We start from the raw sequence: 24,972 nt of genomic DNA on the forward strand, positions 1-24,972 counted from the left end.
AAAAAAGAGATAAAAAAGAGCTCCTCTTCAATCCATTACACAAAAAAGGAAGCAAACAACCTCGTATTTCAGGCAAATAAAAACTCAATTTCTCAATTAGAATCATACTAAATTGAATTTATTTACTTGATTTTTAATATAAAAAAAAGACCGTTAAATTATTTTTTTTTAAATTTACTAAAAACTAGAAATCATGTTATTAAAAAATATCGAAATCGCATTAAACAAGCAAATCCGTATAGAGGCAGAATCTTCTCAAATATATTTATCAATGGCATGTTGGGCAGAAGCAAGTGGATTAGAAGGAATCGCTCAGTTTATGTATACTCAATCTGACGAGGAACGTTTGCATATGCTTAAACTAATTAAGTATGTTAATGAACGTGGTGGTCACGCCCAAATTACCGATTTGAAAGCACCAAAAACAACTTACGAAACCTTCAAGGGAATGTTTGAAGAATTATATAAACACGAAGTTTTTGTTTCAGATTCTATCAATGAATTGGTACATATTACTTTTCAAGAGAAAGATTATGCTACTCACAACTTCTTGCAGTGGTATGTTGCCGAACAAATTGAAGAAGAAGCTACTGCTAAATCAATTTTAGACAAAATCAACTTAATTGGTGATGATAAAGGCGGATTATATCTTTTTGACCGTGACATTCAGCAAGCAGCTATAGCCAGTGCAACTGCAGCGGCTGCAGCAACTGCCAAATAATTTAAGATACCTCTTAATAAATACAATCCTTAAAATGCAGTTCATGTATTTTGAGGATTTTTTTTAGCTCAAAAATGTTAAAGTTTATTTAGAATAGATAAAAACAATTTACATTTGCATTGGTTTTAAATTCTTTATACCAAAAGTTTCGAATAGATTCATAACTTTAATTACAGTTACCTTGAGCAAGAAAGAAAAAGAAAAGGAGAAAAAGGACAAGAAGAAAAAAAAGGATAAAAAAGAAATCCTTAAAAAATTGAAAGCAGCCGAAAGTTGCAAGTCTACTTGTATGTCTAGCTGTAAAGTACCAACAAATTGTAAATCTAGCTGTTGTGAAAAATTCAAAAAAAGTGAAAAGAAACGTTGCAGTCGTTGTCCGATGTTTGATTTACTAAAAAAGACCGCATAATTTTAAGTTACTAGCTTGTTTGCTCGTGAATAGTTTGCTATTCCATTGTCCAAACACCATATTAAAAACCATCACAATATTGATATATAATAAAAACAAAAAGTGTTCGCAATGCGAGCACTTTTTTTTATGAGCAAAATTCAGTCTGAAATCTGCTACCTGTAATCTGCTGCCTAATAAGAACTTCGCTACTATTACGTTTGTAAATAGAAACATATTTCGGTATATTTGATACAAATCAGGATGCTATGCAAACCAAGATAAAAAAAGTAGAGTTACGAAATCTAATGATTGAGGACTACAAAGAATTAAAAAAATCAATGATTCAGGCTTATCCCGAAATGGAAAATGCTTATTGGAAGCAACCAGACATTGAAAACTTACTGGAACGATTTGCAGAAGGACAATTGGTAATTTTAGCTGACGGAAAAGTAGTCGGCGCCGCTTTATCGCTGATTGTAGATGAAATTCTCGTAGATAAAAATCCTAATTATGCGAAAATAACGGGTAATTATACGTTCTCCACGCACAACCCAAAAGGAGAAATATTATATGGTATCGATGTTTTTATCAATCCTGATTACAGAGGATTGCGATTAGGAAGACGCTTATACGATGCCCGCAAAGAATTATGTGAAAATATGAATCTAAAAGGAATCGTTTTTGCTGGAAGAATACCAAATTATAAAAAACATGCCGACAAGTTAACCCCAAAAAAATACATTGAGAAAGTTAGAAAAAAAGAATTGCATGACCCTGTTCTGAATTTTCAGCTGAGTAATGATTTTCACGTGATGCGAATCATGAAAAACTATTTGGAAGGTGATATTGATTCTAAGGACTTTGCTGTATTATTGGAATGGAATAATGTCTATTACGACGAAAGTCCTGTATTAATAAACACTACAAAAAGCATCATTAGGCTTGGATTAATTCAATGGCAAATGCGTCCCTTATCAAATTTGGATGCTTTATTTGAACAAGCCGAATTTTTTATCGATGCTGTATCGGGTTACAAAAGTGATTTTGCACTTTTCCCAGAGTTGTTCATTGCACCTTTGATGGCCGATTACAATCATTTATCGGAACCAGAAGCCATCAGAGAATTGGCAAAATATGCAGATCCCATTCGTAAAAAATTTCAGGAATTTGCTATATCCTATAATATCAATATCATTTCTGGAAGTATGCCTTATTTAGAAAACGGCAACTTGTACAATGTTGGTTTTCTTTGCAAAAGGGACGGAACTTCTGAAATGTATTATAAAATTCATATCACTCCAAATGAAGTACTGCATTGGGGAATGAAAGGCGGTTCGCAATTTAAAACCTTTGATACCGATTGCGGAAAAATTGGAATCATGATTTGTTATGATGTTGAATTTCCAGAACTCTCCAGACTTTTGGCTGACGAGGATATGAATATTCTATTTGTTCCTTTTTTAACTGACACGCAAAGTGGCTACACCAGAGTCAGACATTGTTCTCAAGCCCGAGCCATAGAAAACGAATGTTATGTAGCTATTGCAGGATGTGTTGGGAATCTTCCAAAAGTAAATAATATGGATATTCAATATGCGCAAACAGCTCTTTTCACGCCTTCGGATTTTCAATTTCCAAGTACGGGTATAAAAGCGGAAGCCACACCAAATACCGAAATGACTTTGATTGTAGATGTAGATTTAAATTTATTGAAAGAACTCCACGAACACGGAAGCGCCAGAATTCTAAAAGACAGAAGAACCGATTTATACGAAATTACAAGACTTGGTAAGGCGTAGTTGATAGTTGTCAGTTAATTTAATCATCTATAATAATAAAAAAAGTGTCCGTAATAGAACACTTTTTTATTATAAGTTCAATTGCAATTTGTAATTCTAAAATCCTATTTCCCAAGGAGCATGATCTCATTTACAACTACTTCGGTAATATAGCGCTTTTCACCATTCTTATCATCGTAACTTCTATGGGTTAGTTTTCCGTCTATTGCAATTTGTTTTCCTTTCGTTACAAATTTTTCGATAATTTCGGCCACTTTTCCCCAAGCAACTACGGTGTGCCATTCGGTTTGTTCAACTTTTTCTCCTTTGTCGTTTTTGTAACTGTCGCTGGTAGCAATGTTTAAAATTGCTTTTTTCTTTCCCTCGTCGAAGTTTTTGATTTCTGGATCATTACCTACATTACCTAGTAACTGTACTCTGTTTTTAATTGCATTCATGGCGTGTAAATTTTAAATGTTAGTGCGTATATAATTTTGTTTGTATTGAAATTAACATTGCAATTGCTTTGTTTCATTTCGATAGGGCAAAGATGCAATAGCTTTCAAAAATTATTCGGTTGCTAACTATTTACTTTCGGTTGTAATTATTTGTAACCGTTTGCAAACGGTATTTTTTTGTATATTTGGAAGGAAAGAAACAAGTAGAATATAATTTTAACGTGCCAAAAAAAATAATATAAAAAAGCTTTAAATAATGATAAAATACACTTTTACATTATGTCTACTATTCCTTTTATCACAAACCATTTTGGGGCAAACTCAAATTGATAAAAATATTTCAATTAGAATTCCAGAGAAGGTTCAGAAATTTGATACTATATCCGGTAACACATCAGTATTAGCATATTATTCAAAAAACGAGAATGATTCGTACATAATTTTGAAAGAATCAAAAATTTCAAAAGAAAATGAAACTGATACTTTGGATAAGGATTTAAAAAGTCTAAAACAAAAGTATGATCAAATAATATCATCTCAAATCGATGCAATGAGTAAAAATGGCTTTATTTTTAAAGACTCTACACAAATAAAAATAAACAATTTCATAGGCTATAACTTAATTTATAAAGGCATAGATTCAGAAAATAAAAATGCTGAATCAAACATATTATATTTAAATGGAAGCACTTACATCATTAGTTATTCGAAAGTTAAAAATTTCAGTGAAATAAATAAAAACACTTTTTTTAATTCACTTCAGATAAACAATTCTAACTCATTAAAACAAATCCAAGAAAAATCAACAGTTTCAACTTATTTGAGTTTTATAATTCAATATATTTTTCCACTAGTATTTTTAATTGGTATTGTATTTTACTTTAAAAGAAGAACAAAGAAAAATTCAAATTAGGAATTAATATTGACAAAGTTTTCTTTTTTTATAAAACCACCTAAAACAGGCACAAAAAAACTAAAGAATGACAAAAACCATTAGAACCAACCCTTTATTTGAACTCTATATTGAAAATAATATTTTAGTAATTAACAATGGAGAAGATTTAAAAAATAATGGACACATAAAAACAGCTGATATTGAAAGTATTGAATTCATCCGAGAATTGAATTTTTGGAACAAAATATTGGAAGTAACATTTGGATTGATTGTATCTGTAAAGTCAGAATATGTGAGGATTCGGTTTAAAGATGGTTTTAAAGACTTACTTGTAACGAATTGCGATAGAAAAAAAGTAGAATATTTGGTTTATGATGTAAATCTTTTGATTTTAAAAACACAAAACCATCATTACTAACTAGCCCTGATGGAAGGGAAAATCCTTTTTTGTCTCGCTTTTTAGAGACCAAAAAGATTGGAATGACAGCAGGAATCCATGTTTATTGATAAATCCTTATGTTAAGCTTCAAAAAAAATAAATTAATTTTAGACTTATAAATAACTGATTATGAAAACCTGCCTTGAATGTGGAGATAAAATTATAGGTCGCGAGGACAAAAAATTCTGTAGCGATGGCTGCCGAAATGCTTACAATAATAAAATAAATAAGGACAGCACAAATTATATGCGTAATATCAATAACAAATTGCGTAAAAATTACCGAATTTTGTCGGAGCTGAATGTGGAGGGGAAATCGAAAACGACTCGAGCCAAATTGATGAGCAAGGGTTTCGACTTTGAGTTTTTTACCAATATTCTAAATACCAAATCGGGAAATACCTACTATTTCCTGTATGACCAAGGCTATATGGTTTTGGAAAATGATTATTATATGCTTGTTAAAAAAGATATTTAATACCCCAAATAATGAAAAAAAATTACTCATCACTTATTGTTGCTGTTCTCATCACTGGGATTTTGGCCTTTTTGTTTGCTTTCCTAACTCCTTCCTGGTCGCCAAATGAAGAAGAAAAAGTCACAGAATTTTCGACTAGCCGAGCTTTGGAACATATTACAGCAATGACCAAAGAACCCCATTATGTGGGTACCAAAAACCACAAAGTAGTAGGTAATTATATTTTTAAAGAATTACAAAAACTAGGATTAGAACCTGCTATACAGGAAGGTTTTACACTGAGTGATTGGGGAAATTTGGTCAAATCCAAAAACATTATGTGCCGCATAAAAGGGAGTTCAAACGGTAAAGCGTTATTATTACTTTCACATTATGACAGTGCACCGCATTCTTTTTCGCATGGCGCGAGCGATGATGCATCGGGCGTGGCAACAATTCTAGAGGGAGTTCGTGCTTTTTTGAATGCTAAAACAAAAAACAAAAACGACATCATCATACTATTTACAGATGCTGAGGAATTGGGATTGAACGGTGCCTCGCTTTTTGTTACTCAGCACCAATGGGCAAAAGAAGTAGGATTGGTTATCAATTTTGAAGCTCGTGGTTCGGCAGGACCAAGTTATATGTTGATGGAAACCAATAAAGGAAATGCAGGTTTAGTAAATGAATTTGCCAAAGCTGGTGCAACTTATCCTGTTTCGAATTCTTTGATGTACAGTATTTATAAAATGTTGCCAAATGATACGGACTTAACAGTTTTTAGGGAGCAAGGTAATATTCAAGGATTTAATTTTGCTTTTATTGACGGCCATTATAATTATCATACTCAACAAGATGATGTGAATCATTTGGACAAAAACTCTTTAAAACATCAAGGTTCTTATTTGATGCCGTTGCTGAATTATTTTGCTAATGCAAATTTGAACAGCACGATAGCCGAGAAAGACTATGTTTATTTTACGATACCGTTTACATTTATCAGTTATCCATTTGATTGGGTATTACCAATGACACTTATTGCTGTTGGTTTGCTTATTCTATTGGTTTTTATTGGAAAAGTGAAACGCATATTGAAGTTAAAAGATATCATGAAAGGTTTCTTTCCATTTTTAGGAGCTTTAATTTTTACTGGATTGATTACGTATTACGGATGGCAAGGTTTGCTTTTAATCAATCCAGAATACAATGATTTACTTAACGGTTTTACATATAACGGACAGGATTATATTACTGCCTTTGTATTGCTTAGTATTTCTATTTGTTTTTTCTTTTATCAAATAGCTTCAGCAAGAAAAATAACTATGAATCATTATGTGATTCCGCTAATTTTTTGGATTGTACTCAATGGGTTTTTAGCTAATAGTTTGCCTGGCGCAGGATTCCTGATTATTCCAGTGTTTTTTGGTTTGTTGGCTTTTGCTATTTTTATCTTTAGCCAAAGATCAAATTGGATTGTTAATCTTATTTGCGGTATTCCGGCTTTATTGATTATTGCTCCTTTTATTGAAATGTTCCCAATTGGTTTAGGACTGAAAGTATTATTTGGAAGCGCCATTTTGACTGTTTTAACCTTTGCGATCTTGTTGCCTCTTTTCGGAGATTTTCATAAAAAAGGAGTCTGGTCGTTACTGTTCTTTTTGATTGCTGTTTTGTTTTTTGCGAAAGCACAATACCAGTCTGGTTATGAATTAGGAAAAGCAAAATCGAATAGCTTAGTATATCTTTATAATGTTGATAAAAATAGGGCTTATTGGACAACTTATGATACTAATCTGGATTCTTGGACTAAAGGCTATTTGGGCGAAAACCCGAAAAGCGCAAAAACTCTAAATAATTTGAAATTGTTTAGCAAATACAATTCGGAGTTTACTTATGCATCCGAAACACCAGTAAAAGCAATAGCCAAGCCAACCATTACTTTTTTAACCGATAGCGTTATAGGTTTCAAAAGGTATTTGAAAATAAAAATTACTCCTAACCGAAAGGTAAACCGCTATGATATTTTTGCCGACGAAATCATGAGATTCTTCAACTTTACGGCCAATGGGGTAACTACTTTGGGGCAAAAAGGAACAGAATTAGAAAGAAATGGCAAAAAACTGCTGAGTTATTATGTTGTCGATAATGAACCTTTGGTATTGCAATTTACAATCAACAGAGCCACTGTTTTGGACATGAACATTATGGAAAGTTCTTTTGATTTGATGAATAATCAGTTATTTAGCATGACTCCAAGACAAGACTGGATGATGCCAACACCTTTTGTTTTGAATGATGCAGTTGTAATTACTCAAAAAATAAAACGAACTCCAAAAATCGCTGTTCCTGTTGTAAATCCTGCATTAATAAAACCAGAATTGGTTGATAGCTTAAAAGTGGTAAAGGATAGTTTACGTGTGAAGTAAAGCAGTTTTATTTTTCTGAGATTCACAAAAGATATTGATAAAATCAGTGTTTATCAGTGACATCAGTATAATCCGTGGCCTATATATTTGCCCACGGATTACACTGATCAAACGGATTTTTCCATTGTAATAAAAAAATTAGCAAATCTCTGTGCTAGCTTTGTGTCACTTTGCAAAATAACTTTTCTCTTCTAGCAAGCACATTCAAATTTTAATCCAGCACTGTTCCCCTTAGTTCCTTCGGTGGCATAGCCATCAAATTTCCACCACTCGATTCCTCCTATTAATTCTTTTACTTTAAACCCAAGTTTAGTCATATTCAAAGCTCCTTTAGTTGAAGCATTACAACCTATTCCATCACAATATGTTACATATAAAGCTTCTTTATCTAAATGGCTGGTCGTCTCCAGACTCATCTCGCGATGCGGAATATTAATTGCGTGCGGAATATGTTCTGCTTCAAATCCAAAAGCTTTTCGCGCATCGAGAGCGATTACTTTTTCGCCATTATTTAAAGCATCAAATAAATCGGAAGGATCCATTTCAAAAGCCAATTTGTTTTCATAGTATTTTATTTGTGCTTCCATTTCTATAGTTTTTTAGGCTGTTTGCTATTACAAAAATAGGTCAGGAATTTATCTGATAAAAACGAAAAGAATTCATGTACTTGATGAATTCTTTTCATGTAAATCCAAATATAAATTTTGTTCCTTTGTGAAAACAATTCTCAAAAATGGAAATCAGACATCTAAGATTGATTAAAGCGATTGTCGAAGAAGGGAGCATTACAAAAGCAATAGACAAACTTCATTTGACACAATCGGCACTGAGCCATCAACTCAAAGAAGCCGAATTTCAATTGGGTACGAAAATATTTTTGAGAACGAACAAAAAATTGATTCTGACCAAAGCGGGCGAGAAATTATATGAAATCGCAAATGAAATTCTCGATAAACTTTCGGAAACAGAACTTCAAATCAAGCAAATGGTTTTCGGAGAATCTGGTGAAATAAGAATCAGCACCGAATGTTTTTCAAGTTACCATTGGCTCCCATCAGTTATCAAGCAATTTCATAATTTGTATCCTAATATCGAATTGAAAATCGTTACCGAAGCGACTCATTATCCACTGCAAAAACTATTAGATAATATAATCGATATTGGAATTGTAAGTGACCAAATCAAAGATGATAAAATAAAATATCTGGAACTTTTTCAAGATGAAATGGTAATGGCTGTTTCTGAAGAGCATCCTTGGGCTAATAAAAAATATGTCGTAGCCGAAGATTTTATCAATGAACATTTAATTATTCACTCTTTGCCTCTGGAAACTGTAACAATTCACCAATTGGTTTTGGCACCAGCCAAAATTACGCCAAAAAAAATAACACCTCTGCCCCTTACCGAAGCTTCTATCGAAATGGTAAAAGCCAATATGGGGGTCATGTCTATGGCCAAATGGGCTTTGCAACCTTATTTGAAAAACAGCTCGCTAAAAGCTGTAAAAATCAACAAAAACGGTCTGAAAAGAAAACATTTCATAGCGATTAGAAACGAGAAGGAATATCCGGATTATTTCAACCATTTTATTGGATTTTTACAAACCGAAATTAATCTTCAATGGAATATTTAATTCGAGATTGCCAACCAAAGGATATTCCTGTAGTAGTCGATTTGTGCCAAAAACACGCTGATTATGAACAAGCTTCTTTTAACCCAATTGGGAAGGAAGACAAACTCGAAAAAGCTCTATTTAGTGAACATCCAAAATTATTTTGTTTATTAGCAGAAGCGGATGGAGTCATTCTAGGTTATACAACTTATACGATAGATTTTTCAACTTGGGATGCTACTTCATTTATGCACATGGATTGTTTGTATCTCGAAGAAGAAGCTCGTGTTTTTGGAATTGGCGAAGCTCTACTCGAAAAATTAAAACAAATTGCAATAGCCAAAAACTGCATCAACATACAATGGCAAACACCTGAATTCAACAAAATAGCTATAAAATTTTACCATCGAATAGGTGGAGCCGGAAAAGACAAAGTTCGATTTTTTATCGATTTATAATACATTACAAAATGACACAAATAAGTATATTAGGCTGTGGCTGGTTAGGTTTGCCTTTGGCGAAAGCCTTACTAAGAAATGGGTTTTCTGTAAAAGGTTCAACTACTTCAGAAGAAAAACTTTCAGCATTAGCATCAGAAGGTATTGATCCTTTTTTGGTTGCGCTTAACAGCGAAAGAATAACAGGCGCTATCGATGAATTCCTTCTCGGAAGCGATACTTTGATAATCAATATTCCGCCACAATTGAGAGGGAAAAATAGTGACACTGCAACTGTGAATGAAAAAGTATTTGTAGCCAAAATAAAAGCCTTGATCCCGCACATAGAAAGATCGACAATACAAAACGTCCTCTTTGTGAGTTCAACTTCTGTTTATGGCGAAGTCAATGGAACTGTTACAGAAGAAACGACGGCACAACCCGATACAGAAAGTGGAAAACAACTACTGGAAGCTGAAATGCTTTTGCAAAATAACAACAACTTCAGGACTACGATTCTCCGTTTCGGCGGACTTATCGGCGAAGACCGAAATCCCATTAAATTTCTAGCAGGAAAACAAAACCTGGAAAATCCAGAGACCTGCATCAATTTTATTCATCAGGATGATTGTATTGGTATTATTCTTAAAATTATAACAACAGATTCCTGGAACGAAATTTACAATGGTGTTAGTCCTTTTCATCCCACAAGAAAAACGTATTATACACAAAAAGCAACCGAATTAAACTTACCTCTGCCTGAATTTGATCATTCTAAAACTTCGAATAAAAAACTCATTTTAAGCGACAAAGTAGAAATTGTTTTGGGCTATTCTTTTAGTAAAACCAATTTGTAAATTTAAAAATTATTGAGTTCTTTGGTTCTCAATTGGCCGATTCAAAATCTCTTGTTTGCAAAAATAATATTGAATTAATCGTGATAATTCCACTTTATTAATTGGTTTTGAAATATAGTCATTGCACCCTATTTGAATTGTTTTTTCTCTATCACCTTCTAAAGCAAAAGCGGTTTGAGCCAGAATAATTACGTTTTTATTAAATTTCCGTATCTCCTTGGTAGCTTCGAAGCCATTCATTTGAGGCATCTGAATATCCATCAGAATTAAATCCAGATCTGGATTATTACGACACATTTTGACCGCTTCAACACCTGTTCTGGCATTAATTATTTCTTTACTGTAGGGTTCAATAACTTTTTGAATTAACATTCTGGATATTTTGTCATCCTCAGCAACAAGTATTTTCAGTTTTTCTATCTGATAATCTACTTGAGGAGTCAGCTGATTGGTTTGTGTATAACTACTGTCTCTCAATTTGATCATGCAGGGAACGGTAAAATAAAATGTTGAACCTTTTTGGAGCTCACTTTCTACCCAAATTTTACCTCCAAGCAATTCTACATAGGCTTTTGCAATAGACAAACCCAAACCTGCGCCTTGCCGTGCCATTTTATCACTAAAATCTGCCTGAATAAAACGCTCAAATATTGCATTATGTCGGTCTTTTGAAATTCCGATTCCTGTGTCTTTCACAAAGAATTCGATGTGATTATCCTTTTTCTCATACCCAAATTCTATAATACCTTTAATCGTATACTTGATGGCGTTTTTAACAAGATTAATAAGTATGGCATAAAGCTTTTCGTGATCTGTTCTAATGATAGTTTCCTCCTCATTTAATGAATTTTTCATAAGAAGAAGTACTCCTTTATCCTGTGCTTCCGGTTTAAAAAAAGTTTGTATGTATTCTAGCTGTTCGTCAATGTTTGTTTCCGACAAAACCACATTCATTTGTCCAGCTTCAATTTTTGAAATATCAACAATGTCATTTATAATGTTAAGCAGTCGGGTGCCACTTTTTTCAATAATTTCAATATAATCGTTCTGTTGTTCACTGCTAAGGTTATTTTCTTTTAGCAATTCTGCAAACCCCATTATTCCATTCATTGGAGTCCTAATTTCGTGACTCATATTAGCAAGAAAAGCCGATTTTAATTTATCACTTTCCTCTGCTTTTATTTTAGCTTTCTGCAATTCATTATTTGTTTCTTTTAGTTTTTCCTTAGATGAAATTAATTTTTTATAATTCTTCTTAAGAGAATTATTCATTCGCTCATATTCCTTATTTTTAATCGACAAGTCTAAACTTAAATGTCCTGCGATAATTTTTGCACGCTGCTTGGTAATCAGTAAAGAGTACGATAAAGCAAACAATAAGAAACTTATTATTATACCACCCAAAGCTATAATAAGCGTTTTAGGAGAAAAGAAAAATGAACTTCTCGATGGCTGTGAAAACACCAAAAGCCATTTTTTACTATTGAACAAAACAGGAATTACCCGCGTTCTAATCTTTGTTTCGTTACTGTTTTTTATTCTATTTTTATAACTATCAAACAATAAATTATTTTGAGAAATAGTCTCACCGTCATAAACCTTTAACCCAATTTTTTCATCTCTATCTGAGTTCCATTGCCCTAAAATGCTTTTCATTAAATCATCCATTCGAAAAGTACCAAAAACCCATCCAATTATAGCCGATCGACGATTTGAAACTGTATTTAATGTTTCGTTTTTATACACAGGAACATATATCACAGTTGTGGCTTGCACATGATTTTCTGCTTTCTGTCTTAAAACTATTTTTCCCGAAAGCATTGACATATTCTGATCACGGGATTGTTCCATCGCTTTGCGCATAACTGGTTCCGAAAACATGTCGAAACCAAGAAAACTGGTATTCCTCTCATTAAATGGCTCAAGATAAATTATAGACGTATAAACGTCTCTGATAGGTTCTGCAGGATAAACAACGTATTTAGAAAAACCTTCCTTTCTAATATCATGAATGTGTGTTTTTAACTGTTCTTTTTTGACTATAGATGCAAATCCAAAACCCTGAACTCCAGTAAAACTTTCATTCATTGTAGAAAATTTATTGAATTGTTCCCATTCCTTTCTAGTAACAAATTCAGAGGCTTCAAAAAAAGAATTCGCATTGATCAAGAACTGTAAATGCAAATTAATGCGGCGGGAAATTTTTGTTTTAACCTCATTACAAGCTAAAACAAACTCCTTTTGAGATTGAGATTCTTCTTCATGACTCACATAATTAGAAACACCAAAAGTAATTATAAGGCTAACGAATAGAATTGCAAATGACTTCCATAAGGAGTTGTGATTTCTTGTAGAGGAATTATGTATACGTCTTAAATTTGGCATCTTCATTGTTTCTTCTTCGATTAAAGTAATTCATGGAATGGATTCGCTTTTTTATCCTCAACTACGATTCCAACTTGAATTGAAAATTATCCAAATAAATCATATCTACAATACTAATAAAAGCACAAATTAAGAAAAATAGTAATGCTAAAAAAAATATGTTAAAAACTTCTTAATCCTAAAAAAATATCAGATTTAAAAATAGTGTAATAAATTGGAAATCAATATTTCACTAATAAATGAAAAATAATTTGAAAGCAATTTGCAGCTGTATTGCTTAAATCAAATAATGAAGCCTTTCATATTTAAATAATAACAATAGACATTATATTCAGAGTATTCTCTATCAAGCTATTTACCTTGAGACTTTTCTTTATATCATTGTAATAAAAGAGCAATTAACTTTATACCATAAAGCACTAATTTAATCTTACATTTTGCCTAAGTTTGTCCAGTTGAATACTTCAACGGGAAAACTCATTTTGAGTGGCAAAGTAGTAACAGTTTTGGGTTATTCCTTATTATTAAAATCAATTTATAAGTTGACATCAAGAATAAAAACTGCAATTAAGACAAAAGTCAATTTTATAGGATTGCCTATTTTGGCTTTGTGTTGGGTGAGCTTTTTTTGGGGCACTACTTGGCTAGCCTCCAAAGAAGGCGTCAAACACATGCCCGCGTTTCAACTTGCTGGAATTAGACAATTTATTGCAGGCTCTCTTTATTTGAGTTTTTTCTTGTTTAAGAAAACGCCTTGGCCAAAAGGAAAACAATGGAAAAGCATATTAATCCTTAGTTTACTAAACTTTGTGTTAAGTAATGGACTTAGTACTTGGGGTGTCAAATACATTAGTAGTGGACTTGGAGCTATTATTGGTGCAATGGTTCCTGTATGGATTGTATTTATCAGTATTTTTAAAGGTGAAAAAATTACCAGACTAGCTCTTATAGGTATATTAATTTGCTTTGGTGGTGTTTGTGTTATCTTTTACGAACACTTACGTGACTTTTTGCAACCCGATTTTCAATTCGGCATACTGCTTTCGATAACGGCAACAATTACATGGGCTTTTGGGACTTTATATACCAAGAAAAAAGCAGCTAGTTTCAATCCGTATTTTAGCTTAGGATTACAGATGTTTATTTCCAGCATTTCTATTTTTGCTTTTATCGGAGCAACGGGAACAAGTATCCCTCTTTCAGAAATCCCTGTAAATTCATGGTGGTCTATAGCATATTTGGTCATTTTTGGTTCGATCTTAACCTTCATTGCGTTTATATATGCATTACAAAAACTTCCAACCGAGTTAAGCAGCGTTTATGCATATATTAATCCAATAGTTGCGGTAATTTTAGGCTCTTTGATTTTTGGCGAACCATTAACATCAGCAATTATATTTGGTGGAAGCGTTACTTTAATTGGCCTGTATCTTATCAATTTTGCTATGCGAAAAAAGCATTAAATCTCTATTCAAGATTAAAAAAACTAACCTATCAGAATTCTCTTTTTACCAAATCTTATATCTATTTTGGATTTAAAAACATAAAAAAAACTCATTAAGTTTTAAAACCTAATGAGTTTTTTATTTTTAGTTAAAATTATTTACTACCAAATCTTAACTCTTTTTGCAGGATCAACATACATTGCATCACCGGCTTTAATCGAAAATGTATCATAAAACGCATCGATGTTTTGTAATGGTACATAACCTCTATACATTCCAGGAGAGTGTGGATCTGTTTTCACACGATTTTTAATTGCTTCATCTCTCATTTTGGTGCGCCAAACAGTACCCCATGAAATAAAGAAACGTTGTTCTGGTGTAAATCCATCAATTAATCCTGGTCTTCCGTTTTCTTTCAAATACAATTGCAATCCATCATAAGCAGCATTTACGCCACCCAAATCACCGATATTTTCACCTAAAGTAAATTTACCATCCACATGTATTCCTGGCAAAGGTTCCAGTGCGCTGTATTGATTAGCAAGTGCCGTACCCAATGCAGTAAATTGTTTTAAATCTTCGGCTGTCCACCAATCTACAAGATTCCCATCGGCATTATAACGCGCTCCGGAATCGTCAAATCCATGAGATATTTCATGTCCAATTACGGCTCCAATTCCTCCATAATTTACAGCTTCATCAGCTTGATAATTATAAAATGGTGGTTGTAAAATTCCTGCAGGAAAAACAATTTCGTTGTATGATGGGTTATAATATGCATTCACTGTTTGTGGTGACATATGCCATTCTGTTTTATCAACTGGTTTCGACAATTCATCAATAGATTTTTCATGTTTCCAAAGTGAAACATTCTTTGAATTCTCAAAATAACTACCTCCATCAGATGGACTTTTTATAACTAACTTCGAATAATCTTTCCATTTGTCTGGATATCCAACTTTAATAGAAATTTTATTTAATTTTTCAATCGCTTTTACTTTTGTTTCAGCAGACATCCAAGTCAAATTATTAATTCTTACTGTATAAGCAGCAATAATATTTTTAATCATTTTCTCAGCTTTCACTTTCGCTTCAGCGGGAAATAATTTTTCAACATATAACTTTCCTAAAGCTTCTCCAATGTTTCTATTAACAGCTAACAAGGCTCTTTCTTCAAGAGGAACTTGTTTTACGGCACCTGATAATGTCTTTTGATAAAAATCAAAATCTGCAGCATCTATCTTCGTCGTTAAATAATTAGCTGAATTATTCAATAGAGTCCATTTCATGAATTCTTTCCAGTCTTCCACTTTATTTTCGGCCAAAATAGTTTGTAAAGCCTTCATGTAGCGAGGTTGATCTACATTAACAATACCCAATTTTGGAAACCCAATTCCCGAAAAATAGTTTTCCCAATTGATTGCTGGTACCATTTTTTGTAAATCAGCAATGGTCGTTGGATTGTATTGTAATCTAGAATCTCTACGTTCAACTCTATCTAGTCTAGGTTTTGACATAGCCGTTTCCAAAGCTAAAATTTTTATAGCACTTTCGTTTGCTTGCTTTGGGTTTTCACCAATAAACTGAAGCATTTTGGTAACATGTAGAACATATTTTCCTCTTTTTTCTTTAGAATCATTATCTTCTGAAACATAATAATCTCTATCCGGCAATCCCAATCTTCCTGGACCAAGACTTACAGTGTTTTTATTACTGTCTTTATCGTCAGCACCAACACCAACATCAAAGAAACCAATTCCTCCAATTGATTCCATTTCAATCAATACTTTTTGCAAATCATCAATATTTTTTATCTTATCAATTTTTGCTAAATAAGGTTTTATTGGATTAATACCCTGCTTATTTCTAGCAACAGTATCAAGTATTGATTTGTAGAGATTAATTGCTTTTCCTTGATCTGTATTTGCTTTATACATTGGATTTTTAGAAGCTTCTTTCAAAATATCTAAAGCATCTTTATCTGTTTTTTTAACTAGTTCGTTAAAAGAACCCCAAGTTGTTTTGTCATTTGGAATTTCGGTTTTTTCCAACCAAGTTCCATTAACAAATTGGAAAAAATTTTCTGATGGCTTAATTTTTGAATCCATATAGGAAACATTAATTCCTGGCTCCTTTTGTGTTGGAGCATTTTGTGCCTGACTTATTGCAACTCCAAAAAATGTAGAAATCACAAAAAAACTACTCTTGCTAATTGTTTTTTTCATTATGTGTAACGATTTAGATGTTATTCAAATATATTGATATTTTTTATAACGGAAACATGTTTGTTTATTTTTTAAATAAGACTACATAAAATAAAACCAAAAGAGAGTCTCTTTTTGTAATTTTGCATCAAATAACAGCTTTCAATTAAAAACAATAAGATAAAATTAATTGTCCAATAGCTATAAAAAATATATACAAAACAACATATAACTTCATGAAATCATTTTTTTACAAATACAGAATATATATAAGTGTGGTTTCTATTTTTTCTATTATAACATTGTATCTGTTTTATTCGGCGTTAAAGCCTAATAAAACATTACCTGTTTTTAATCCTGCCGATGTAAACCCTGAATTAGTAGACAGTACCGTACAATATATTAGCAAATACCATACAATTGCCGATTTTTCATTTACTAATCAAAATGGAAAAACCATTACTCAAAAAGATTATGAAGGAAAGGTATACGTAGCCGACTTTTTCTTTACAACCTGTGGTTCTATTTGTCCTAAAATGACCACCAACTTGGTTGATGTACAAAAAGCAATCAAAAACAATCCAAAAGTCAAATTACTTTCTCTAACCGTTTTTCCAGAAACAGATAGTGTACCTGTATTAAAAGCATATGCTAAAAAATATGGTGTTATTGATGCTAAATGGAATCTGGTTACTGGTGATAAAAAAGAAATTTATACAATGGCCAGAAAATCTTATTTGGCCGTAAAAATGGGAAAACCTGAAGAATTATTTGATATGGTCCATACTGAAAACTTTGTTTTAGTAGACCAGAAAAAAAGAGTCCGAGGTTTTTATGATGGTACCAAAAAAGAAGAAATTCAGCGATTAATTGAAGATATTAATTGGCTTTGTGAGAATGAAAAAAATGAGTAAAACTGATAATTATCAACTATAATTATAAATAAAAATGTATTTTTGCAATCTTAATTCAATCTAAATAAGGTTTGCAAACAACGATACATTCTCTCAAAAAAGGCCAAAAAGCCACTATCCTGGATTTTGATATCGATTTAATCCCTTTAAAACTATTAGAAATGGGTTGTTTGCCTGGTAATGAGGTCGAATTACTTCAAGTGGCTCCGTTTGGCGATCCTTTGTATTTAGATATAAATGGCTCACATCTAGCTATTCGTATAGAGACTGCCAGACTTATTGAAGTAGAACTCATTAATAATACAGTAAAATGAGTTTAAAAAATATCAACGTTGCTTTAATTGGAAATCCTAATGTAGGGAAAACTTCGGTTTTTAATCAGTTAACTGGTTTAAATCAGCAAGTAGGGAATTATCCTGGAATTACGGTCGAGAAAAAAATGGGTTTTTGCAAACTGCCCAATAATATTAAAGCCAACATTCTCGATTTACCTGGTACGTATAGTCTAAATGCCAGTTCTATTGATGAAAGTGTTGTTATCGAACTTTTGCTTAATAAAAATGACCGCCTTTATCCAGACGTAGCACTAGTGGTTACCGATGTAGAAAATCTAAAACGAAATTTACTTCTTTATACTCAAATAAAAGATCTTGAAATTCCAACAATTTTAGTCATTAATATGGCTGATAGAATGGAACAGAAGGGTATCACACTAGATATTCCTTACCTCGAAGAACATTTAAAAACCAAAATTGCACTGATTAGTTCTAGAAAAGGACATGGAATTGAAGAATTAAAAAACCTGATTATTGGCTACAAAACCATTTCGGCAGAACCATGTTTGAATGCATCTGTGATTGATATTGAATATTTCAACAGTCTTCGTCATGCATTTCCTAATCAGCTATTATATAAATTGTGGTTGGTTATTACACAAGATGTTAACTTTTTGAATTTGGAACGAAATGAAATCCGTAGTTCGTTTACCAAATCTCATTCTGATTTGAAGCGTTTGCAACAAAAAGAAACAATCAAGCGATATCAATTTATTAATGATGTTTTAAAAGAAGGTCTAAAAATAGACTCTAGTATTGCCAAAGATTTTCGTAGTAAACTAGACCGCGTACTTACGCACAAAGTCTGGGGATATTTGATTTTCTTCGTGATTTTATTCGTGATTTTTCAGTCTATTTTTGAGTGGTCCAAAATTCCTATGGATTTTATCGATAGTTCTTTTGCGACGTTAAGCTCCATGGCAAATGAACATCTGCCTTCTGGTATGTTGACTAATTTGATTTCACAAGGAATAATTCCTGGTATTGGTGGTATCTTAATATTCATCCCTCAAATTGCCTTTTTGTTTCTATTCATTTCAATACTCGAAGAAAGTGGTTATATGAGTCGCGTCGTTTTCTTAATGGACAAAATTATGCGCCGATTTGGATTATCTGGAAAGAGTGTAGTTCCATTGATTTCAGGAACAGCTTGTGCCATTCCTGCTATTATGGCGACCAGAAATATAGAAAACTGGAAAGAACGTTTGATTACAATATTAGTAACTCCATTTACAACTTGCTCAGCTCGTTTACCAGTTTATGCAATTATTATTGGCTTAGTAATTCCCGATACTTATGTTTTTGGGATTTTAAATCTTCAAGGATTAACCTTAATGCTTTTGTATGTTATTGGTTTTGGGATGGCAATATTTGCGGCTTATATTCTGAATCTTATTTTGAAAGTAAAAGGAAAAACCTTTTTTGTGGTAGAAATGCCCAACTACAAATTACCTCTGTTCAAGAATGTTGCTATCAACGTTATTGAAAAAACAAAAGCTTTCGTTACTGGCGCAGGAAAAATTATTTTGGCAATATCGGTCATATTGTGGTTTTTAGCTTCTTACGGACCAGGAAAAGAGTTTAAAGAGGCCGAAAAGATAGTACTCGAAAATACTAGAGAAAAGCCGTTATCTACAACTGAGTTTGATAATGCTGTTGCATCACAAAAACTAGAAAACTCATACATTGGCTTAATGGGAAGAGGTATTGAGCCTGTGATTTCTCCTTTGGGTTACGATTGGAAAATTGGCATTGCTATTATCAGTTCATTTGCAGCCAGAGAAGTTTTTGTAGGTACACTGGCAACCATCTATAGTGTAGGTGCAACTGACAATGAAAACACTATAAAAGACAAAATGGCTGCGGAAATAAATCCTGTGACTGGAGATAAAATTTTCAACTTTGCTTCAGGTATTTCTCTATTAATGTTTTATGCGTTTGCTATGCAATGTGCCAGTACTCTAGCCATAACAAAAAAAGAAACCAACTCCTGGAAGTGGCCAGCTGGACAATTGGCATTTATGAGTGTATTGGCTTATTTAGTCGCGCTAATTTCTTTTCAAATCTTAAAATAAAGTATTATGATTCAAGAAATTATTGCCTTTTTCATACTTGTTATTGCCTTTGCTTTTTTGATTCGAAAGTTTATCTTCAAAAAAAAATCGAATAAAAACTGTGGAAGTGGTGATTGTGGCTGTAGTTAACTAGGTTTACCTTAAAAATCCAAATGCTCTATTTAATATTAAATTTATCACTTTAATCATTTACTAATAAAAACATTATAATTAGTCCTAATTAGAGTTCTTGTACTAAAAAAAAAGCCTAATTTATATTACAAAACATATTTCGTTCCATTTTTTATATTAAATTTATGTCATTAATATTCAATCTATTAATTTCTAAATTTAAAAAACAGACCCTTATGAAAAAAATGTTTAGTAAAGGCTTAGTTCTATCGAGTGTTTTATTATTATTAATTTCCTGCAAAAAAGAAGAAGCAGTAGTTGCTGTAATCGATACTACTAAAATCAAAGAAGAGATTCAAGCCAAGGAAAATGAATTTGCAGAGACTTACAATACTGGAGTAATGAAAGAAATAGGATATTTTGCAGATGATGCTATCACCTACCCACAAAATAACCAACCAGTAACTGGCAAAGAAGCAATAATTGAGTATTTGAAAAGTCATATTGATACAATTTCAAAAGGTAAGAAAATTTCATTTACAACTAATGAAGTGTTTGTTGCAAAAGATGGCGAACAAGTTGTTGAACTAGGTAATTATAAAGTAGTAGACTCTACACAAACTGTAGTGAATTCTGGTAATTACATGACTCTATTCGTTAAAAAAGACGGAAAATATTATAGTCTAAGAGACATGAGTACTTCGGATACACCAAACTAATAAAAAAAACATGATTTATTAAAAAGGTTGTTTGAAATTAATTTCAAACAACCTTTTTTTAAGTATTACACTCATTAAAATTCAATCAGTAATAATCATAGTCCAAATTTAGGAATTATAAAAAACACTATCTTGATTTCATTAGTAAAATTGTTTTCGTAATTACCTCTCCTCTTTAAAGGAAAGCAAGATTCTTTTTCTCAAAAAAAAACTAATAATTACTACTCCTCTAAAATAAGTTCACAGCATAAAAAACCCTGATAACTTTATTATCAGGGTTTGTATTAATTTCAAATTATAGATTAGATTAGCGTCTTCTTCCACCGCCTCCGCCTCCTCTAAAACCGCCTCCGCCTCCGCCTCCAGAACGAAATCCACTTCCTCCACCACTAAAACTACTTGAGCGGTTTGACGTAGAAGGTCTAGTTGATGCAGAAGATCTATTGCTACCAGCTTCTCTGGTTGATGCTGACGGTCTATTACTTCTAGTATCACGTCCTGAAGCTGAATTTCTGTTAGCGTCTCTAGTCGAAGCAGTATTTCTATTGCTATTATTGTTTCTATTACCGTTATTTATATTATTTCTGTTACCACTATTTATATTGTTATGGGACACTCGATTTGAAGTGTTTCTGCTGTTGTTATTATAGTTGTTAAAACTATTGTGATTCACATAAACATTCGTATTGTGGTATCCATAGCCTCCTCCATGATAACCCCAATGATTACTTCTGTAAATACCAACTGCCATAACGGTCGCAAATCCAAACCAAGGCGGATAAAATCCATAATAATAAGGCGGATAATAAGGCACATAAGCTGGCGAATACACATATTGCACAATCGGAGCTTGCTCTACCACAATAGTTGTTGTAGATGCTGGAACATTTACAGTTACAGGATCAGCCCCTGTATAAGCTGGATTAGATGTCACAGCTCCACTTCCTTTTGGAGCTGGCTCTACAATATAATCTTTACCATACAAATCTTTATCTCCTATAATCTGAAGAGACACTTTTTTGTTCTTGTCTTTAGTTACCATGATCACAGCTATATCCTGAGTATCAGATTTACTAATCGGGTCTCTTAGAATGAATGTAAAATCATCTCCACTTTTTTTGGTCTCCACTTTGATAAAATCGACTTTTTTATCGTCGTTTAAATCTAAGTTATTGATTTTAGTTTTGTCATCATTCAATGATTTTTCAAAGTCTTCGATAGTCTTTGATTTTTGGAAAAGATCCAAAACAGCATAAAGGTCTAAATTATCCCCAGGCAAACCTAATTCACCTTTAGAATCATCCTTCTGAGCAAAAGATGTCAATCCAGTCAAACTCATTACTAGTACTAAAAGCGATAAAAATCTTATTTTCATATCAGTTTAATTTTAAAATAAACAAATCAATAAACTCTTTTAAATCAGAAAAATATAAAATAGTTACTGTACAACTACTACACAAATATAGCAAAGAAAACCTAATAAAATAAACCCTACTAACATTTATATATAGCCAATAAATCAAAAACTGTGCCTAAAATATAAAAATAACATTATCTCATACAGAGCTAAAGAAAATTTAGAGATTAAAAAATTTTGTGGTTGAAATAAAATTCAGTGAACAGTGAGCGTAAACATGCTCATTCTAAAGCACTTTCACAAATAAATTACTTGCAATTTTATTGGATATAGTCATTTCAAAACCATTCACCTTTATTTTTAAAGATAAATCAAAAGCTTCTTTAGTTACCACATCAATATTAGTACCCAACCCAATTTGTTGTTTATCAAGGTATTTCAAGAACTCCGAAGAATTGTCTTTTACCCCTACACATATTCCCGATTGATTCGCTTGTAACTCAGATAACAATTGCTTTTCTATAGCAATAATTCTCCCTTGTGCATCGGGTATTGGATCTCCATGTGGGTCTTCGGTTGGATTTCCGAGAAAATCATCCAACTTGTTAATGAGTTTTTCAGATTTAATGTGTTCTAATTGTTCGGCAATATCATGAACTTCGTCCCAAGAGAAATCTAATTTTTCAACCAAGAAAACCTCCCATAAACGGTGTTTTCTCACAATCATTTTTGCGCTTAATTTCCCTGTATCAGTTAATGAAACTCCTTGATATTTTTTATAATTAACTAAATTTTTATCTGCTAATTTTTTGAGCATATCGGTTACAGAGGACGCTTTGGTCTCCATAATTTCGGCAATAGCATTGGTACTTACTTCACTATCAAGACTAGTAGTAAGATGATATATAGATTTTAGATAGTTTTCTTCAGAGAAAGTCATGTTCTTTAAGTTTCTGAGTTGCTAAGTGACTAAGTTACTAAGTCTAAAGAAAAAATCTTAGAATCTTAGTCACTTAGAATCATACCAACTATTTTTTTACAATCAGCAAAGGTATTGTTATTTTATGTCTCAAACGATCAACGGTAGTTCCAAAAAGCAAATCTTTCATTCCAGTATGTCCATGAGTACCCATAATAAGTATATCAAAATCGCCTTTGTTAACTAATTTTGGAATCACTTTATTCGGTCTACCAAAACCCAATACTGTTTTTACATGAAAACCTTTTTCCTGAAACATTGATTTATATTCAAGCAATAAAGTTTCATCCACTGTGGTTTCGTGATCATCAATTTGTTTGCCATACATCATAGCTCCAACTGATTCTACCACATGAATCAATGTATAATTAGCTTCTTTACCGCCAATTTTGAATGCGTGATTAATCGCATTTTCATCTGCAAACGAAAAATCAACAGTTATTGCAATATTTTTATTGTCCTGAACAGCTATTTCTGTAAATTTTAAATTCATATCATGTGGCGAATGATTTTCAATATTCAGCCTGGACTTAGAAAAGAAAGGTTTAATAACTATATAAAGCAACAAAATCAGAAAACTAATTGCTAAAGGCACAACAGTTAACCAAAGAACAATTGGATTGTCAGATGTTTCTAGCCAGCCTTGTATTTCTGAATAGACCAATTTAGCATTCAATGAAACTATAATAATGGCTATTAACCAAGCAGCAACTTGAGTTACTTTACCAATATGATGCCCTTTCATTTTAGATTTATCACTCACAAAATGAATTAATGGTATAATAGCAAAACCTAGCTGTAAACTCAAAATTACCTGACTTAATACCAAAAGTTTACCCGTTACACTTTCGCCATATATCAAAATCACTACCACTGCAGGTACAATAGCTATTAAACGAGTAATAATACGACGAACCCAAGGCTGAATTCTTAAATTCAGATATCCTTCCATAACTATTTGACCTGCCAATGTACCTGTTACAGTAGAGCTTTGCCCCGCAGCAATTAAGGCAACAGCAAATAAGATAGGCGCCCATTTGGTTCCAAGTAAAGGTTGTAGAAAACGATAAGCATCCTGAATTTCGGCTACCTCATGCATTCCATTCTTGAAAAATGTAGCTGCCGCCAAAATCAAAATAGCCGCATTTACAAAAAAAGCAAGATTTAAAGCAATAGTCGAATCAATTAAATTGTATTTCAACGCTTGCTTTATTCCTCTATCACTACGACTAAATTTTCGAGTTTGAACCAATGAAGAATGTAAATATAAATTGTGAGGCATAACGGTAGCTCCAATAATTCCTATCGCTATATAAAGTGCTGATTCATTTGGCAACGAAGGAATCAAACCATAAATAACTTTATCTAATTCTGGCTGAGCAAATATCATTTCAAAAATAAAAGACAACCCAATAATCATTACTAATGCAATAATAAAAGCTTCCATTTTCCGAATGCCTTTATTAATTAGAAAAAGCAATAAAAAAGTATCCAAAACCGTAATCATAACCGCTTCTATCAATGGTATTCCAAATAATAGATTGATACCTATAGCCATTCCCAAAACTTCAGCAAGATCACAAGCTGCAATAGCAATTTCGGCAAGAAAATACAGAATATAATTAATCACTGGAGAATAGGTTTCTCGTGAGGCTTGTGCCAGATCACGCTGCGTAACGATTCCCAATCGGGCACTTAAACTCTGCAATAGTAAAGCCATTAAATTACTCATCAACAATACCCATAACAAAGCATATCCAAACTGACTTCCACCAGCTATATCGGTCGCCCAGTTTCCTGGATCCATATAACCAACACTTACTAAATATGCAGGGCCGAAAAAGGCTAATATTTTTTTGAAAACTGATTTTTTATTTTGTGTAGCAACTGATTGGTGTACTTCTTCAAGTGATTTACCCATGGTTAAAATTTTGAAAAACAAATATATAAAAATAACTTTATATTAATGAAATATTAT

22 protein-coding genes are annotated in these 24,972 nt (G+C 32.4%); 15 read left to right on the forward strand and 7 right to left on the reverse strand.

Annotated elements, in window-relative coordinates:
* Positions 1-193 precede the first annotated feature (193 nt).
* The gene (locus tag CLU82_RS08185) at positions 194-721 is read left to right on the forward strand and encodes a ferritin (protein ID WP_100842631.1); all 528 of its coding nucleotides are present in this window, start codon (positions 194-196) and stop codon (positions 719-721) included.
* Between the two features lie 657 nt (positions 722-1,378).
* Positions 1,379-2,911, forward strand: coding sequence for a bifunctional GNAT family N-acetyltransferase/carbon-nitrogen hydrolase family protein (locus tag CLU82_RS08200; RefSeq protein ID WP_100842634.1), 1,533 nt, complete (start codon positions 1,379-1,381; stop codon positions 2,909-2,911).
* Between the two features lie 104 nt (positions 2,912-3,015).
* Here the strand turns inward: CLU82_RS08200 and CLU82_RS08205 are convergent, their stop codons facing one another.
* Entirely contained in the window at positions 3,016-3,348 is a 333-nt protein-coding gene (locus CLU82_RS08205; RefSeq protein WP_100842635.1) for a single-stranded DNA-binding protein, read from the reverse strand.
* A gap of 256 nt (positions 3,349-3,604) precedes the next feature.
* On the opposite strand from CLU82_RS08205, the gene CLU82_RS08210 reads away from it, so the two are divergent.
* The 4 genes from CLU82_RS08210 to CLU82_RS08225 all read left to right on the forward strand — a co-directional run bounded on the left by CLU82_RS08210 (position 3,605) and on the right by CLU82_RS08225 (position 7,564).
* A complete protein-coding gene (locus CLU82_RS08210) occupies positions 3,605-4,261 on the forward strand; it encodes a hypothetical protein (protein ID WP_157813339.1) in 657 nt (218 codons plus the stop codon).
* A 67-nt stretch (positions 4,262-4,328) separates the two neighbouring features.
* Positions 4,329-4,661: a hypothetical protein gene (locus CLU82_RS08215; protein ID WP_100842637.1), complete on the forward strand. Its 333-nt coding sequence runs from the start codon at positions 4,329-4,331 to the stop codon at positions 4,659-4,661.
* Positions 4,662-4,811: 150 nt separating this feature from the next.
* A complete protein-coding gene (locus CLU82_RS08220) occupies positions 4,812-5,159 on the forward strand; it encodes a hypothetical protein (RefSeq protein WP_100842638.1) in 348 nt (115 codons plus the stop codon).
* Positions 5,160-5,170: 11 nt separating this feature from the next.
* Positions 5,171-7,564 carry a M20/M25/M40 family metallo-hydrolase gene (locus CLU82_RS08225; protein WP_100842639.1) on the forward strand — a complete coding sequence of 798 codons (2,394 nt, stop codon included), beginning with the start codon at positions 5,171-5,173 and terminating at the stop codon, positions 7,562-7,564.
* Positions 7,565-7,755: 191 nt separating this feature from the next.
* Here CLU82_RS08225 and CLU82_RS08230 read toward each other — a convergent pair whose 3' ends face one another.
* Positions 7,756-8,151, reverse strand: coding sequence for a rhodanese-like domain-containing protein (locus tag CLU82_RS08230; RefSeq protein ID WP_100842640.1), 396 nt, complete (start codon positions 8,149-8,151; stop codon positions 7,756-7,758).
* A 146-nt stretch (positions 8,152-8,297) separates the two neighbouring features.
* Here CLU82_RS08230 and CLU82_RS08235 point away from each other — a divergent pair, with 146 nt between their 5' ends.
* Genes CLU82_RS08235 through CLU82_RS08245 form a run of 3 tightly spaced genes read left to right on the forward strand, consistent with a single transcriptional unit; the run spans position 8,298 to position 10,470 of the window.
* On the forward strand, positions 8,298-9,197 hold the full coding sequence (locus tag CLU82_RS08235) for a LysR family transcriptional regulator (RefSeq protein ID WP_100842641.1): 900 nt from the start codon (positions 8,298-8,300) through the stop codon (positions 9,195-9,197).
* A complete protein-coding gene (locus CLU82_RS08240; protein WP_100842642.1) occupies positions 9,185-9,634 on the forward strand; it encodes a GNAT family N-acetyltransferase in 450 nt (149 codons plus the stop codon). Before CLU82_RS08235 ends, CLU82_RS08240 begins: the two co-directional genes overlap by 13 nt.
* Before the next feature lie 11 nt (positions 9,635-9,645).
* On the forward strand, positions 9,646-10,470 hold the full coding sequence (locus CLU82_RS08245) for an SDR family oxidoreductase (RefSeq protein WP_100842643.1): 825 nt from the start codon (positions 9,646-9,648) through the stop codon (positions 10,468-10,470).
* Positions 10,471-10,479: 9 nt separating this feature from the next.
* Here the strand turns inward: CLU82_RS08245 and CLU82_RS08250 are convergent, their stop codons facing one another.
* Positions 10,480-12,855 (reverse strand): CHASE domain-containing protein, encoded by a 2,376-nt coding sequence (locus tag CLU82_RS08250; protein ID WP_198520207.1) that lies wholly within the window; start codon positions 12,853-12,855, stop codon positions 10,480-10,482.
* A 542-nt stretch (positions 12,856-13,397) separates the two neighbouring features.
* Between CLU82_RS08250 and CLU82_RS08255 the strand changes: the two genes are divergently transcribed.
* Entirely contained in the window at positions 13,398-14,318 is a 921-nt protein-coding gene (locus CLU82_RS08255; RefSeq protein WP_232735294.1) for a DMT family transporter, read from the forward strand.
* Positions 14,319-14,461: 143 nt separating this feature from the next.
* Here the strand turns inward: CLU82_RS08255 and CLU82_RS08260 are convergent, their stop codons facing one another.
* On the reverse strand, positions 14,462-16,525 hold the full coding sequence (locus tag CLU82_RS08260) for a M13 family metallopeptidase (RefSeq protein WP_100842644.1): 2,064 nt from the start codon (positions 16,523-16,525) through the stop codon (positions 14,462-14,464).
* A 215-nt stretch (positions 16,526-16,740) separates the two neighbouring features.
* Here CLU82_RS08260 and CLU82_RS08265 point away from each other — a divergent pair, with 215 nt between their 5' ends.
* The 5 genes from CLU82_RS08265 to CLU82_RS08285 all read left to right on the forward strand — a co-directional run bounded on the left by CLU82_RS08265 (position 16,741) and on the right by CLU82_RS08285 (position 20,658).
* Positions 16,741-17,418 (forward strand): SCO family protein, encoded by a 678-nt coding sequence (locus CLU82_RS08265; protein WP_100842645.1) that lies wholly within the window; start codon positions 16,741-16,743, stop codon positions 17,416-17,418.
* 71 nt (positions 17,419-17,489) lie between these two features.
* A complete protein-coding gene (locus CLU82_RS08270) occupies positions 17,490-17,732 on the forward strand; it encodes a FeoA family protein (RefSeq protein ID WP_100842646.1) in 243 nt (80 codons plus the stop codon).
* Positions 17,729-19,828 (forward strand): ferrous iron transport protein B, encoded by a 2,100-nt coding sequence (gene feoB / locus CLU82_RS08275; RefSeq protein WP_100842647.1) that lies wholly within the window; start codon positions 17,729-17,731, stop codon positions 19,826-19,828. The genes CLU82_RS08270 and feoB overlap by 4 nt, the downstream gene beginning before the upstream one ends.
* A 6-nt stretch (positions 19,829-19,834) precedes the next feature.
* Positions 19,835-19,957 (forward strand): FeoB-associated Cys-rich membrane protein, encoded by a 123-nt coding sequence (locus CLU82_RS08280; protein WP_198520208.1) that lies wholly within the window; start codon positions 19,835-19,837, stop codon positions 19,955-19,957.
* A gap of 218 nt (positions 19,958-20,175) precedes the next feature.
* A complete protein-coding gene (locus tag CLU82_RS08285; protein ID WP_100842649.1) occupies positions 20,176-20,658 on the forward strand; it encodes a DUF4440 domain-containing protein in 483 nt (160 codons plus the stop codon).
* A 307-nt stretch (positions 20,659-20,965) separates the two neighbouring features.
* Here CLU82_RS08285 and CLU82_RS20705 read toward each other — a convergent pair whose 3' ends face one another.
* From CLU82_RS20705 to CLU82_RS08300, 3 genes are all read right to left on the reverse strand, one after another.
* Positions 20,966-22,033 carry a hypothetical protein gene (locus CLU82_RS20705; protein ID WP_157813340.1) on the reverse strand — a complete coding sequence of 356 codons (1,068 nt, stop codon included), beginning with the start codon at positions 22,031-22,033 and terminating at the stop codon, positions 20,966-20,968.
* Between the two features lie 268 nt (positions 22,034-22,301).
* Positions 22,302-22,955, reverse strand: a complete 654-nt coding sequence (locus CLU82_RS08295; protein ID WP_100842650.1) for a metal-dependent transcriptional regulator — start codon at positions 22,953-22,955, stop codon at positions 22,302-22,304.
* Between the two features lie 88 nt (positions 22,956-23,043).
* Entirely contained in the window at positions 23,044-24,915 is a 1,872-nt protein-coding gene (locus tag CLU82_RS08300) for an Nramp family divalent metal transporter (RefSeq protein ID WP_100842651.1), read from the reverse strand.
* Positions 24,916-24,972 lie beyond the last annotated feature (57 nt).

The sequence above is a fragment of the Flavobacterium sp. 5 genome (assembly GCF_002813295.1).
Lineage (GTDB): Bacteria > Bacteroidota > Bacteroidia > Flavobacteriales > Flavobacteriaceae > Flavobacterium.

Excerpts from the sequence above, each read along its gene's own strand:
- CLU82_RS08225 (WP_100842639.1), top strand. The coding sequence starts at position 5,171 with ATGAAAAAAAATTACTCATCACTTATTGTTGCTGTTCTCATCACTGGG.
- CLU82_RS08235 (WP_100842641.1), top strand. The coding sequence starts at position 8,298 with ATGGAAATCAGACATCTAAGATTGATTAAAGCGATTGTCGAAGAAGGG.
- CLU82_RS08260 (WP_100842644.1), bottom strand. The coding sequence starts at position 16,525 with ATGAAAAAAACAATTAGCAAGAGTAGTTTTTTTGTGATTTCTACATTT.
- CLU82_RS20705 (WP_157813340.1), bottom strand. The coding sequence starts at position 22,033 with ATGAAAATAAGATTTTTATCGCTTTTAGTACTAGTAATGAGTTTGACT.
- CLU82_RS08240 (WP_100842642.1), top strand. The coding sequence starts at position 9,185 with ATGGAATATTTAATTCGAGATTGCCAACCAAAGGATATTCCTGTAGTA.
- CLU82_RS08300 (WP_100842651.1), bottom strand. The coding sequence starts at position 24,915 with ATGGGTAAATCACTTGAAGAAGTACACCAATCAGTTGCTACACAAAAT.
- CLU82_RS08285 (WP_100842649.1), top strand. The coding sequence starts at position 20,176 with ATGAAAAAAATGTTTAGTAAAGGCTTAGTTCTATCGAGTGTTTTATTA.
- feoB (WP_100842647.1), top strand. The coding sequence starts at position 17,729 with ATGAGTTTAAAAAATATCAACGTTGCTTTAATTGGAAATCCTAATGTA.
- CLU82_RS08210 (WP_157813339.1), top strand. The coding sequence starts at position 3,605 with ATGATAAAATACACTTTTACATTATGTCTACTATTCCTTTTATCACAA.
- CLU82_RS08185 (WP_100842631.1), top strand. The coding sequence starts at position 194 with ATGTTATTAAAAAATATCGAAATCGCATTAAACAAGCAAATCCGTATA.
- CLU82_RS08230 (WP_100842640.1), bottom strand. The coding sequence starts at position 8,151 with ATGGAAGCACAAATAAAATACTATGAAAACAAATTGGCTTTTGAAATG.
- CLU82_RS08250 (WP_198520207.1), bottom strand. The coding sequence starts at position 12,855 with ATGCCAAATTTAAGACGTATACATAATTCCTCTACAAGAAATCACAAC.
- CLU82_RS08295 (WP_100842650.1), bottom strand. The coding sequence starts at position 22,955 with ATGACTTTCTCTGAAGAAAACTATCTAAAATCTATATATCATCTTACT.
- CLU82_RS08200 (WP_100842634.1), top strand. The coding sequence starts at position 1,379 with ATGCAAACCAAGATAAAAAAAGTAGAGTTACGAAATCTAATGATTGAG.
- CLU82_RS08205 (WP_100842635.1), bottom strand. The coding sequence starts at position 3,348 with ATGAATGCAATTAAAAACAGAGTACAGTTACTAGGTAATGTAGGTAAT.
- CLU82_RS08265 (WP_100842645.1), top strand. The coding sequence starts at position 16,741 with ATGAAATCATTTTTTTACAAATACAGAATATATATAAGTGTGGTTTCT.
- CLU82_RS08245 (WP_100842643.1), top strand. The coding sequence starts at position 9,646 with ATGACACAAATAAGTATATTAGGCTGTGGCTGGTTAGGTTTGCCTTTG.
- CLU82_RS08280 (WP_198520208.1), top strand. The coding sequence starts at position 19,835 with ATGATTCAAGAAATTATTGCCTTTTTCATACTTGTTATTGCCTTTGCT.
- CLU82_RS08220 (WP_100842638.1), top strand. The coding sequence starts at position 4,812 with ATGAAAACCTGCCTTGAATGTGGAGATAAAATTATAGGTCGCGAGGAC.
- CLU82_RS08215 (WP_100842637.1), top strand. The coding sequence starts at position 4,329 with ATGACAAAAACCATTAGAACCAACCCTTTATTTGAACTCTATATTGAA.